The organism is Acinetobacter sp. RUH 2624 (genome assembly GCF_000162375.2).
GTDB lineage: Bacteria > Pseudomonadota > Gammaproteobacteria > Pseudomonadales > Moraxellaceae > Acinetobacter > Acinetobacter nosocomialis.
Genome location: NZ_KI391939.1, coordinates 34,273 through 46,660 on the forward strand (window position 1 = coordinate 34,273; position 12,388 = coordinate 46,660).

General features: G+C 38.6%; 12 protein-coding genes. 6 read left to right on the forward strand and 6 right to left on the reverse strand.

Going from position 1 to position 12,388, the window contains the following annotated elements; genetic code table 11:
* Nucleotides 1-174 precede the first annotated feature (174 nt).
* Both HMPREF0014_RS06920 and HMPREF0014_RS06925 read left to right on the forward strand, forming a co-directional pair.
* Nucleotides 175-1,845 carry a mechanosensitive ion channel gene (locus HMPREF0014_RS06920; RefSeq protein ID WP_002050337.1) on the forward strand — a complete coding sequence of 557 codons (1,671 nt, stop codon included), beginning with the start codon at nucleotides 175-177 and terminating at the stop codon, nucleotides 1,843-1,845.
* Between the two features lie 128 nt (nucleotides 1,846-1,973).
* Complete coding sequence (locus tag HMPREF0014_RS06925) at nucleotides 1,974-2,144, forward strand: hypothetical protein (RefSeq protein ID WP_000742881.1); 171 nt, start codon at nucleotides 1,974-1,976, stop codon at nucleotides 2,142-2,144.
* A 12-nt stretch (nucleotides 2,145-2,156) separates the two neighbouring features.
* On the opposite strand, the gene HMPREF0014_RS06930 is transcribed toward HMPREF0014_RS06925, so the two are convergent.
* From HMPREF0014_RS06930 to HMPREF0014_RS06950, 5 genes are all read right to left on the reverse strand, one after another.
* Nucleotides 2,157-3,356, reverse strand: a complete 1,200-nt coding sequence (locus HMPREF0014_RS06930; RefSeq protein ID WP_006581139.1) for an NAD(P)/FAD-dependent oxidoreductase — start codon at nucleotides 3,354-3,356, stop codon at nucleotides 2,157-2,159.
* A gap of 116 nt (nucleotides 3,357-3,472) precedes the next feature.
* Entirely contained in the window at nucleotides 3,473-4,354 is an 882-nt protein-coding gene (locus HMPREF0014_RS06935) for a pyridoxal-phosphate dependent enzyme (RefSeq protein ID WP_006581138.1), read from the reverse strand.
* A gap of 66 nt (nucleotides 4,355-4,420) precedes the next feature.
* Nucleotides 4,421-5,584, reverse strand: coding sequence for an HlyD family secretion protein (locus HMPREF0014_RS06940; RefSeq protein WP_006581137.1), 1,164 nt, complete (start codon nucleotides 5,582-5,584; stop codon nucleotides 4,421-4,423).
* Between the two features lie 40 nt (nucleotides 5,585-5,624).
* Entirely contained in the window at nucleotides 5,625-7,268 is a 1,644-nt protein-coding gene (locus HMPREF0014_RS06945; RefSeq protein WP_006581136.1) for an MFS transporter, read from the reverse strand.
* Nucleotides 7,265-7,834, reverse strand: a complete 570-nt coding sequence (locus HMPREF0014_RS06950; protein ID WP_006581135.1) for a TetR/AcrR family transcriptional regulator — start codon at nucleotides 7,832-7,834, stop codon at nucleotides 7,265-7,267. The genes HMPREF0014_RS06945 and HMPREF0014_RS06950 overlap by 4 nt, the downstream gene beginning before the upstream one ends.
* A 177-nt stretch (nucleotides 7,835-8,011) precedes the next feature.
* On the opposite strand from HMPREF0014_RS06950, the gene HMPREF0014_RS06955 reads away from it, so the two are divergent.
* The 3 genes from HMPREF0014_RS06955 (at nucleotide 8,012) to HMPREF0014_RS06965 (ending at nucleotide 9,302) form a co-directional block, all read left to right on the forward strand.
* A complete protein-coding gene (locus HMPREF0014_RS06955; protein WP_002050276.1) occupies nucleotides 8,012-8,635 on the forward strand; it encodes a LysE family translocator in 624 nt (207 codons plus the stop codon).
* Between the two features lie 162 nt (nucleotides 8,636-8,797).
* Entirely contained in the window at nucleotides 8,798-8,986 is a 189-nt protein-coding gene (locus tag HMPREF0014_RS26190) for an NF038215 family lipoprotein (protein ID WP_004888592.1), read from the forward strand.
* Nucleotides 8,967-9,302, forward strand: a complete 336-nt coding sequence (locus HMPREF0014_RS06965) for a hypothetical protein (RefSeq protein WP_006581134.1) — start codon at nucleotides 8,967-8,969, stop codon at nucleotides 9,300-9,302. The genes HMPREF0014_RS26190 and HMPREF0014_RS06965 overlap by 20 nt, the downstream gene beginning before the upstream one ends.
* 82 nt (nucleotides 9,303-9,384) lie before the next feature.
* On the opposite strand, the gene metG is transcribed toward HMPREF0014_RS06965, so the two are convergent.
* Nucleotides 9,385-11,451 carry a methionine--tRNA ligase gene (metG, locus tag HMPREF0014_RS06970; RefSeq protein ID WP_006581133.1) on the reverse strand — a complete coding sequence of 689 codons (2,067 nt, stop codon included), beginning with the start codon at nucleotides 11,449-11,451 and terminating at the stop codon, nucleotides 9,385-9,387.
* A 286-nt stretch (nucleotides 11,452-11,737) separates the two neighbouring features.
* Here metG and HMPREF0014_RS0206095 point away from each other — a divergent pair, with 286 nt between their 5' ends.
* The gene (locus HMPREF0014_RS0206095) at nucleotides 11,738-12,358 is read left to right on the forward strand and encodes a hypothetical protein (protein WP_006581132.1); all 621 of its coding nucleotides are present in this window, start codon (nucleotides 11,738-11,740) and stop codon (nucleotides 12,356-12,358) included.
* The last annotated feature ends 30 nt before the right edge of the window (nucleotides 12,359-12,388 follow it).

Below are 12,388 nucleotides of genomic sequence, written 5' to 3' on the forward strand. Positions count from 1 at the left end.
TTTTTTGCAATCTTTTGCATCAATTTGTTGTATTTATGCAGAAGAATGTTGATTGAAAAATATTCAAAACATAAGGTGACATAGACCGCATTTATCGTCATTTTTTACAACGAACTGGTGTTTTTCATTTATTGATAACACTGAAAAGAACATAACAATTGAGGACATAACAATATGAATGAATTTTTTAATGGGCCTCGCGGCGCTCAGTTTGATGCGATGTATTACTGGGATCAGTTTCATCCTATTTTAGCTGCAATTGTCATCTTACTGGTTGGCTGGATAATCGCTTTATTAGTTGCGGCAGGGGTAAAAAAACTTCTGCAAAAATTAAATACGAATGCCAAATTATCTTCAGCTACAGGACGTACTCCCAACATAGAAGGCCTCGTCTCCAAAGTCATATTCTGGTTTATTCTGATTCTTGCTGTTGTTGCCGCTTTAAATGTGCTCAACATTAGTGGAGTGAGTGGGCCATTTAGCAATATGGTGAATCAGGTACTCGTCTATATTCCAAATATCATTGCTGCCGTGGTAGTGGGTTTCATTGGCTGGATCGTTGCTCGACTGGTGCGGGCAGGAATTACCAATGTGCTATCCAGAACGCAACTTGATGACAAGTTAAGTAGTGAAGTAGGGGTAGGGGGAATTAGCCAGAATATTGGTGAAATTCTTTACTGGCTTGTATTATTACTTTTCCTTCCTATTGTACTCTCAATCTTAGGGTTAACAGGTTTACTTATTCCTGTTCAAAATATGGTGAATGAGGCAATCGCCTTCCTACCAAATATCTTTATTGCTGGCGTTATCGTTTTTGTTGGTTATATCTTGGCAAAAATTGTACGCGGTATTGTTGAGGGCCTAATCAATAGCTTAGGCGTTCAAGCACAAGCTGAAAAAATCGGTCTTTTCAAAAACTCAAATGTAGGCAAATTCTTAGGTTCTTTTGTTTTTGCCATTATTATCATTACGACATTAATTGTGGCATTTGAAGCTTTAGGTATTGAGACTATTTCTCAGCCAGCGACAGCAATGCTCAATGAAATCTTGCAAGCGATTCCAAATATTATTGCTGCCGGATTAATTTTACTGGTTGCTTATATTGTTTCTCGTTTTGTTGGACGCTTGGTTGCCGAACTGATTGCGGGAACAGGTGTTGATGAAATCCCTGCAAAATTAGATGTACAACGCTTTTTAGGTCAAACTAAAGTTTCTGGCGCTGTGGGTTGGTTAATCGTGTTCTTTACGATGCTGTTTGCAGTTTCAGAAGCTGCTGACCGTCTTGGTTTTGAACAGATTAGTGGTCTGATTGCAATGTTTATCCATTTTGGTGCAAACATTCTATTGGGCGCTGTAATTTTGGTTATTGGTTTCTGGCTTGCCAATGTTGTGGCAAATGTGGTGCAACGCGGTGAATATAATAGTTCACGTTGGTTAGGTAGTTTGGTTCGTGTCTTAATTATTGGTTTAGTCCTTGCGCTTGGTTTAAAAGCGATGGGTATTGCTGATTCGATTGTGAACCTTGCATTTGGCTTAACTCTAGGTGCAGTTGCAGTGGCTTTCGCACTTGCATTTGGTTTAGGTGGTCGTCAACCAGCTGAAAGATTGCTGTCTGATTTGCTTGATAAAGCGAAAAAAGAAGCTAATCAACCAAATCCTTTATATCAACCAGCTTCTACTACAACAGCAAGTACGTCTTCGGCTTCAACTCCGTCAACGACTACAACAGCACCATCAACAACAGTTTCATCGGATGCAAAACCAGCTGATTCTGCACAAGTAAATCCATCACAACCACCAGTAAATAAACCGTTTGGTTCTACTGGCGAAAATGATGAAATTTAGTAGGTGTAACTAATTTTCAGATAAACAGTACAAAAAATCTTTGATTTTTGTGATAAGTTCGACCACTCTATATTGAGTGGTCGTTCTGTCTTTGACAGCTATAAAAACAAATAAGTGAGGAAAATACGATGAAAAAACCTGGTCGTTTTTTAGCACCTGTTGTAATTGCTGGGATTACCGTAGGTTTTTTAGCAAGTGCTTATAAATTTGTATTTAGCAAATCTGATTCATCAAAACAGGCAACAACACATACACGTGATGCTGACAAATCATCAAGTGATGCGAAAGCAGCAAATTAGCGTATTCAATAGTTAAACATATTGTGCTGCTGCATAAGCAGAAGACCAAGCCCATTGGTAGTTATAGCCTCCTAAGTGGCCAGTCACATCAAGTACTTCTCCAATAAAGAACAGTCCTTTCTGCTTTTTACTTTCGAGTGTTTTAGATGAAACTTCGGTTGTATCAACTCCACCTAAGGTAACTTCTGCAGTACGATATCCTTCAGTGCCTGATGGTTTAACTGAAAAACCATGTAACTGCTCGGCAATATGTTCTAGCTGTGCATCACTCATATTACCAATTGCCATTTCGCTATGCTCGGGCCATATGAGTTGTTGTAGCTCTTGTACAATACTTTTCGCAGTAAACTCATTAAGAAGGGTACGTAATAAAACTTTAGGCTGTGCTTTCTTTTTATCTTTTAAATAAGTCGTTAAATCTTGGCTTGGGAAAAAGTCAATTTTAAAACTTTCACCGGTATTCCAGTAGTTAGAAAGCTGTAAAGAACTTGGCCCACTTAAGCCGCGATGGGTAAATAATAACGCTTCAGTAAAGCTATTTTTTGAGTTGCTTAACGTGACATCTAAAGCATTACCACTTAAGCGCGTGGTGACTTCTTTAATATGATCTGAAAAAGTAAATGGAACTAAACCAGCGCGGGTTGGGAAAACTGTATGCCCAAATTTTTGTGCCAATTCATAGCCAAAACCAGACCCACCCAAAGTCGGAATAGATAAACCGCCTGTAGCAACGACTAATGACTCACAGCTAAATCGACCTTGGTTGGTGTGTACAGAAAAACCGCCTTGTTCTAATGGATCAATCTGCCCAACTTCACAATGGGTCTGGATTTCAACATTGTTGGTTTTATTACACTCACTCACCAACATCTCTAAAATTTCTTTAGCGCCGTTTAGGGTAAATAATTGGCCGTGTTTACGTTCTTCATAGGCAATTCCATAATCACACACCAGACCAATAAAGTCCCAGTTGCTATAGCGTGACAGGGCAGAAATGACAAAGTGTGGATTATGAGAAATATAGTTGTCAGGCTCTACATACAGGTTGGTAAAGTTACATTTACCTCCACCCGACATTAAAATCTTTTTACCAATTTTATTGGCTTTTTCTAAAATTAAAACCGAGCGTCCTCGTTTAGCAGCATGTGCAGCCAACATGAGTCCAGAAGCGCCTGCACCTAAGACAATGACATCGACATGACTGTTAGACATAAGAGATTCTCGATTAATCGTGAAAATTAAAAAGGGGCATATACTACCATGTCAGCCCTTACTCGTGCTAAAGACATTTATGATGGTAGAGAAAACGTTAACTAAAAAAGAGTGAATTATTGGTCCGTTTTATTTCTTATATCTGCCTGTAAACCACCAGAATGAATAGCGAGAATACGAGTTCCTTCGGAAAAGTAATTATTTTTTATAAGGTCGGATAAACCGAACATCATTTTTCCCGTATAGATTGGTTCAAGAGGCACAGCATATTGCGCTTCAAAACCTTTAATAAATGCAAATAGTTCAGGTGACGTTTTGGCATAACCACCGCAGCAATAAGCATCTGTTAGCGACCAATTTTGTTTTTTAGTCCACCGACGAATCTCTTGTTGTAAAAAGTCGCCTTTTAAAGCTGAAAATCCTAAGACTTTTTGATGTGTTGAACTTTTTTCAATAAGACCTGAAATTGTTCCGCCAGTTCCTACCGCACAGCAAATCACATCATATTTCTCTAAATCACTCTGACTAAGAATTTCCTGACAACCTTGAACTGCTAACTTATTGGTGCCGCCTTCAGGGATTATGTATGTTTCAGGAAACTGTTGAATTAATTGTTGAAGAAAGTTTTCATCATCTCTCAAACGATATTCATTGCGTGAGACAAAATGTAGCTGCATTCCCAAACTTTGAGCTTTTGCCAAGGTGGGGTTGAGAGGCTTATTCGCTAACTCTTCACCACGAATAATTCCAATGCTGTTTAAGCCAAAAAGATGAGCTGCATAGGCCGTTGCGGCAATATGATTTGAATAAGCGCCACCAAAAGTCAAAATATTTGATAGTCCTTGTTGTTTTGCGGCAAGTAAATTGTTTTTTAATTTGAAAAACTTATTGCCCGAAATTTGAGGATGGACGAGATCTAAACGTTTAATGTCGAGATGAACAGATGATGGGAGTTCAATGTGCTGGTAAGAAATAGGTTGGGCAATGTAATCAAACATTAGAAATTGAGAAAAAATAATGAATGATCACATTGTAACTTTTTAAAGAGAACTTTAAAAAGCTGATTAAGAGCTTGTGTCGACAGAAGTAATCACTGACATACCAGGGCGTAAGTGTTCCATTCCTTCCTGATTTGGGTCGATGGTGATACGTACAGCTATGCGTTGCACAACTTTAGTAAAGTTACCTGTCGCATTGTCTGGCTTTAACACACTGAACTCGGAACCTGCAGCAGGCGAAATTTGCTCAACATGTCCTGTAAATTTTTTGTGGTTCATCGCATCGACTGTAAACCATGCTTTTTGTCCAATTCGCATATTGGCAATTTGGGTTTCTTTAAAGTTAGCAATCACCCAAGTTTGTTGTGGAATTAAGTAGAGCAACTGTGAACCTGCTGCGACATATTGCCCAACACGAGGATTTACTTCTCCAAGTTGACCATCCATAGGAGCAACAATAACGCTATAGTCTTTGGTGGTTTGTGCTTGATCTAATTGTGCTTTAGCGCTAGAAACTTGTGCTTCTAAACCTGCTTCTGCGACCTGTGCGGTTTTTAAAGCCTCTTTTGCAACTAATACATTAGCTTCTGCTTGCTTAAGGGCTGCAAGATTATTTTCGGCGTCTGCTGCGGCTTTATCTTGCTCAGATTTAGAGGCTGCACCACTATTTCCTAACTGCTGATAGCGTCTAAGCTGTGCTAAAGAGAGTTCGTATTGAGCCTTCACCTGATCTACTTTGGCTTGCGCCGCAACAATATCAGCTTGTTTTTGTGCGATTGATTGGGTTTGATTGGCTAAAGTATTTTTAGCCTGTTCAACGCCTGAAGCTGCTTGTGCTACTTTTTGATCGTAAGTAGTGGCATCAATATGCATTAATACTTGACCCTTTTTAACATGGTCAAAGTCTTTCACTAATACATCTTTAACATAGCCATTAATTTGTGAAGATAAAACAGTGGTTTTACCTTTGACATAACTATTGTCCGTTTGCTGTACACTCGTTGCAAAAGGCCCAATTCTCCATGCCCATAAAATCACTAAAATACCAATAATAAGAACACCTAACATCCATAAGAGGGTTGAGCGTTTTGTTGGAATCAGTTTACTTGCAGGTGCAGGTGCAGGTGCAGGTGCAGGTGCAGGTGCAGGTGCAGGTGCAGGTGCAGGCGTTGGCTCATTATTAGATGTTTGAGCAGGGCTTTGTTCCGGTTTATTTTGATCATCTGACATATATCAATCTCAATTTCTGTTTCATCAATAACGAAAGCCATTAAGGACGGCTAATTCCTCTGCGTTGTAGATATTTACTACGGGCAATATTAAATCCACCCCATAAGAGCAATGCGATAGCAAAAATACCGTTTAACGCAATAACATCATTGTAGGCACGCACTTGGGCTTCACGGGTGACCACTTGATTGAGTGTGCGCATGGCCTGAGTCGTTTGTAATGCTGGGTCATTTGTTGTGATGGCTGCACTACGTTGATAGGTGGAGAGCCTTTGAGAAACTAATGGGTCGGATTGTTCTAAATCTTTAATAATCTCGACTTGATAGTTTTGTGTGCGGTGTTGTTGATAGGTCGAGAAAAAAGAAGACCCGACCAAGCCACCAAAGGTTTGAGTTGCAGAGAACAAGACAATAAAAGTCACTACATACGAAGGACCTTTAGCTAAAGTTTGTGCGAAACCAATAAGCAGTAGCGGCCCAATAAATAGACCACCTGCAAAACCCACTAAGAATTGACTTGCAAAAAAGTTCACAGGTCGAACATCACTGGTTAAGTGATAATCTAGTCCACAGGCAACCAGAATCAAGAACTCTGCAAAAAGTAAGTGGAAGATAATTCGTTCGCGTGAAAAAGTCAGTGCACTAAATAATGTTCCGCTTAAAATCCCGATGAATATCACAACATAAAGAGGTACAAACTGATCAGGCCCCATTCCCATGGCTTTTAAGAAGTTAACAGCAGCATAGCTTTGCTCTGACATTAGAAGCCGAATCGCAAAAGCACCAAAAATAAAACGTAGTGTCGAAGCAGTACCTAACCAACGTGTCATAATTAATGGATTGGCACGGTAGTGTTCGTAAAGTAAACCTAAAACAACTAAGCTAAAACCTGCAATTAATATATAAGCAAGCCATTCGCTATTAAACCACCACAGAATTGGTCCTTGTGTAAGCACAATACATAAGCATGCAAAACCAGGAGCCAGTAAAGCAAAGGTAAAGAAATCCTGCTTCTCAAACACATAAATACGTAAGCTGCGTGGTAGTTTCAATGAAACAACCATAGCTAAACAACAAAGTGCTAAACCAAGCTCAAAGGTATATAGAACAGACCAACTGTCTGTACTAACAAGAAATGGAGAAATAATCCAAGCGAGAGGAACACCTAACTGCTGAAAACCAAAGGCAATGTATATACCTTTTGCCATGTCAGCTTTTTTAAAAGCTTGCATGGTGTAATACATACCTAAGGAGCTTAGTGGTGCACCTGCTAAACCAGCTACAACCCGTGCGAACAACGCCATTTCATAGGTATGTACAAAAATATGTAAAACAAGAACCGCAATAAAAATGACGAGACCTATTTCTGAAAATACTCTCAGACCATATTGTTGACGGGCCTTAAACAAAATCAGGTTTGAACTGACATTTGCCATAACATATGCAGCAGGCAGCCATGCAGCTTCGGAAGGGGTTAGGCCATACTCACCTTGAATTAAAGGCAAATTTGCCGTGATAAAGCCATTACTTAAGCTTGCCGAAAGAGCAACGAATAAGCCAATGAAAAAATAGATAAAACGTTTAGGTACAGAATGTGCAATCGCTGCTGGTGAACCAGGTAGAGTCGGTTGTTCCTCTGGTGTCCAGTCGGGTGGTGTTTCTAAATAACGAGGCGTTTTACTCATTCTATCCCTCGAATTTTTTGTATTTGACTACCATTAAATAGTAATTCAATTGCTCGTTTTGCTAAGCGAGTCTGTTCTTCTGGCTCATGTCCTTGAAATGAAGAACCTAACATTGCAGTGACCATTGCATAGTCATTAGCAGTCAGATCAGCTCGACACAATTTTTGTTCTATCGCATTTTCAATCAGTGGTTTAAGTGCATTATTTCGCCTTTCATAAATTTTTAACATAATTGGATCTTGTCGATCAATCACTCTCCAAAAATCTTGCAAAATTGCGAGTTTGGGAAGCTGTGCAATATGTCCTTCAATTAAACGAAATAATCCATCCTCGAATTGTTGAAAATGAGCAGCTTTTTGCTCTAGCTGTGTAATCGCGCGCTCTAAAAGAGCGCTAATTAAAGCCTTACGATCACAAAAGTTTCGGTAAAAGGTTGCTCTACCTACACCTGCATGGTCAATGACAACTTGTAAAGGCACATTAATGCCATGAATACGGAAACATTCTTCGGCTGCAGTGAGTAATTCATCCCGATTATGGGCTGCAATTTTTTGACGCTTACTCATGTCATGGATTGGGGAGATTTAAAGATGATATATTTAACGGACATTTTTGTCCGTTGTGAAGAGATAAATTGTAAAAACATGAAAATTCAATTTTTATCATTTATATTTTTCCATTTTTATATGTGTCATAAAAAGCTGCTAGAATATCGCCAAATTGCATGATGCTAGGTCAATACAATGTTTGAGTCCCTTATTCCTCTTTTTTCAATTGCGATGGCATTGATGCTTGGAGCAATAAGCCCTGGGCCGAGCTTTATTTATGTAGCACAAAATTCAATTTCTAAATCACGTAAACATGGTTTGTTTACTGCTTTAGGTACAGGTACGGGGGCTGCTCTTTTTGGTTTTTTAGCCGTCATGGGGTTACAGGCAGTTTTGTTGGCAGTGCCTTCAGCTTATCTAATTTTAAAAATTGGTGGTGGACTATATTTACTTTGGCTTGCTTTTAAAATTATCAAACATGCCAAAGAACCAATTGCCATGGAAAATGATGGCAAATCAAAAATGACCTATAAACAGGCATATCGATATGGCCTGATTACACAGTTAAGTAACCCGAAAATTGCTGTTGTATTGGCGAGTGTATTTACTGCTTTATTGCCCAAAGAAATCCCAAATTATTACTATGTTGCATTGCCAGTGATTTGTTTTATGATCGATGCGGGGTGGTATTCATGTGTTGCAATGCTGCTATCTTCAGAGAAGCCAAGAACAATGTACCTAAAAGCAAAAACTGGCGTTGACCGCGTAGCTGGAAGTATTGTGAGTATATTGGGCTTAAAGTTAATTTTCTTCAAATGATAAGTCTTTAATTAAAATATCTAAAAAATGCAGAGCCAGCTATTTATAGTCTGGCTTTATTTTTGAGTAAAATATATACAAATTGAAATATCTTTTTTAGTTCTTAACCATTTAAAAAGTGGTAACTTAATAAATAAAACAAAAAGAAATGAGGGTCACGCTATGAAAAAATTGATGGTGAGCATTTCTGTAGCTTTTCTTATCTTAACGACAGGATGTGAGATGAGAACAATGAGCAAGCAACAGCCAGCCAATGAGCGGACTATGAGCATAGTTGGTACTCCTGTTCATGAAAAAGATTACAAAATTTCTGATTTACAAGCCAACAATCATGAGCAATCTAACTATTAAGTTACTCATAGGCTGCATCACTTACTGCATTTTAAATGTAGTAAGTACCTGTGAGCCTGCATCTTTAGATTGGAAGCTTTTTCAAGAAAAATATGATGTAAATCATGATGGTTTGTACAGCTTAAAAGAGTTTCAACAGGTACAAGATTTCTATCCTTATCGTTGGCCTACGGATAAGCGTTTTCAGGGAGAGAATAAGCAAACAGAACTATTTCATTATTTAGATAAAAATAAGAATGGTTATTTAACAAATGAGGAATTGGGGAATATACATGTTTTACTTAGTAACCCTTGTGAAGGGCGGCCATGGACATAATTTAAATCTTCTTATAGATGTTTCTAGAAAATTTATAGTTAAAAAAAGCCCCCAAATTAGGGAGCTTTTTTATGAAGGCAAATTAAGACACTTTATCGCCAGGTTTTGCACCACTATCTGGAGAAATAATGAAAATACCTTCACCATTTCCAGCAGCAAGTACCATACCGTTTGAAATACCAAAACGCATTTTACGTGGTGCGAGATTAGCAACCATCACTACTAATTTGCCTTTTAGGTCTTCAGGCGCATATTGGCTACGAATACCACTAAATACATTACGTGGTTCAGCTTCACCTACGTCTAACGTCAGTTGTAGCAATTTATCTGAACCTTCAACTGTACCTGCTTCAATGACCTGAGCAACACGTAAGTCAACTTTTAAGAAATCTTCAATACCGATAATTTCAGCTTCACCCACTGCTGGAGTAGGGGTTGCTTTTTTCTCGGCAGATTTCTCTTTCTTTGCTGTTGCTTTAGTTGCTTGTGGAGCAGGCGCACCTAAAGACTCTTTAGAAGCATCAACCATAGCCGCAACAGCTTTTGGATCAACACGCTGCATAAGAGGCTGGAACTGCGCAATCTCATGACTTACAAGAATTTGTTTGCGTGACTCGAAATCGAAGCTTTCAAGTTTTAAGAAATCTTGAACTTGCTTCGCCAAAGTTGGAAGAACTGGCGCCAAGTACACTGCGAGTTGACGGAATAAGTTGATACCAACAGAGCAGACATCAAGAACTTGTTGTTCTTGACCTTCTTGTTTAGCAAGAGCCCAAGGCTTTTTCTCATCAATATATTGGTTTGCGCGGTCAGCAAGCGCCATAATTTCACGAATAGCTGTAGAGAATTCACGTGCTTCATATGCTTTAGCAATTGAATCACCGGCATCAATAAAGCTTTGTACTAACTCAGATTCTGCACATTCAGCAGATAAAGTATTGTTAAAGCTACTATTAATGAACTTCGCACAGCGACTTGCAATATTGACGACTTTACCAACTAGATCTGAATTTACTTTCTGAACAAAGTCATCAAGGTTCAAGTCAGAGTCTTCAACTTTATCTGAAAGTTTAGAAGCGAAGTAGTAACGTAAATACTCTGGGTTTAAATGCTGTAAATACGTCTCGGCCTTAATGAAAGTACCGCGAGACTTAGACATTTTTTGTCCATTTACAGTCAAGAAACCATTTACGAACAAGCCTGTTGGAGTGCGATAGTTCGCACCTTCAAGCATTGCAGGCCAGAATAAAGCATGGAAGTAAACAATATCTTTACCAATAAAATGGTAAACCTCATTTTGACTATCTTTTTTCCAGAAATCATCAAAGTTTAAGTCTGGACGTTTAGTTTTGATATAGTTTTCAAAACTAGACATATAGCCGATTGGGGCGTCTACCCACACATAGAAATATTTATTTGGGGCGTCTGGAATTTCAAAGCCAAAATATGGTGCATCACGAGAAATGTCCCAGTCTGCTAAACCCGCTTCAAACCATTCGTCTAATTTATTGGCAATTGAAAGAGGTAGACGACCTTCATCACGCGTCCATTTCTGTAAATATTCAGAGAAGTTTGGTAGTTTAAAGAAATAGTGATCTGATGATTTTTCAACAGGTGTTGCACCACTTAAAGTCGAACGCGGGTTAAGTAATTCGGTTGCGTTATAAGTTGTACCACACACTTCACATGAGTCGCCGTATTGATCTTCTGATTTACATTTCGGGCATGTACCTTTAATGAAACGGTCAGACAAGAACATACCTTTTTCTGGATCAAATAATTGAGTTACAGGGCGAACTGCAATATTTCCAGCTTCACGGTTTTTAATATAGATATCTGTTGAACGAGCTTTGTTTGCATCACTATGAGTTGAATCATAATGATCGAAATGAACGCCAAAACCGTCAAAATCACGAATGTGCTCTTTTTGAACATTCGCAATTTGCTCTTCTGGGCTAATACCATTTGCTTCGGCACGTAGCATAATCGCTGTACCGTGAGCATCATCCGCACATACATAAGTCACGTCATGACCCATTGCCCGCATGGCACGAACCCAGATATCTGCCTGGATATAACCGAGTAAATGACCCATATGAATTGGACCATTGGCATAAGGGAGGGCATTGGTGACTAAAATTTTACGCACGGATCTCATTCTCTCATTCGTATTTATAAGGTGGAAGATTTTAACTGATGCAGGGAGATAAGCAAAGATTAATAATCTTTGTCTAAAGAGAAGAGGTATCTACAGAAATGGGCCTCAAGCCAGAAAGGATTTCTCTTTAGAACAGATAAACAAATCAAAAAATATTTGAATCTTCCTGTATTGTCTTTGTTTCAAATTGCAGTTACGGTCAGAAAACAAGCCATAACGATGTATAACTAATAACTTATTCAGGTAATTTTTTTAATTAACGATGAGGATAACAACGATGACTACTGAAAATAAATTAGATGAATTAAAGGCAAAAGCGGCTGATGCAAAAGTACAAGGTGAAAAAGCTTTGGACGATTTAAAAGAAAATGTAAAAGAGAAACAAGCTGCTGGCAAAGAAGCAGTTGAAGATAAAGTAGATGAATTGAAAACAAAAGCAGCAGATGCAAAAGCGCAAGGTGAAAAAGCCTTGGAAGATTTAAAAGAAAATGTAAAAGAGAAACAGGCTGCTGGTAAAGAAGCAGTTGAAGATAAAGTAGATGAACTAAAGGCAAAAGCAGCAGATGCAAAAGCCCAAGGTGAAAAAGCCTTAGATGATTTGAAGGATAATTTAAAAGAGAAACAGGCTGCTGCAAAAGAAGCAGTGGAAGAGAAAGCCAGTGATTTGAAGAGCAAACTTGATGATGCTCAGCATAGTCTGCAAGACAAATTTGATCACCTGCGAACTGAAGCAGCTCATAAACTTGATGATGCTAAAGCAAAAGCAGCAGAATTAAAGGAAGAGGCTGCATCAAAATTAGATGAGTTAAAAACTCAAGCAACTGCAAAGTTTGATGAATTGAAGAAAACGGCAACAGATAAACTCAATAAATTGAAAAATCACGATTCTGCTGAATAAGCTGATTTAAACAAAAATTCGTGCTCCTCA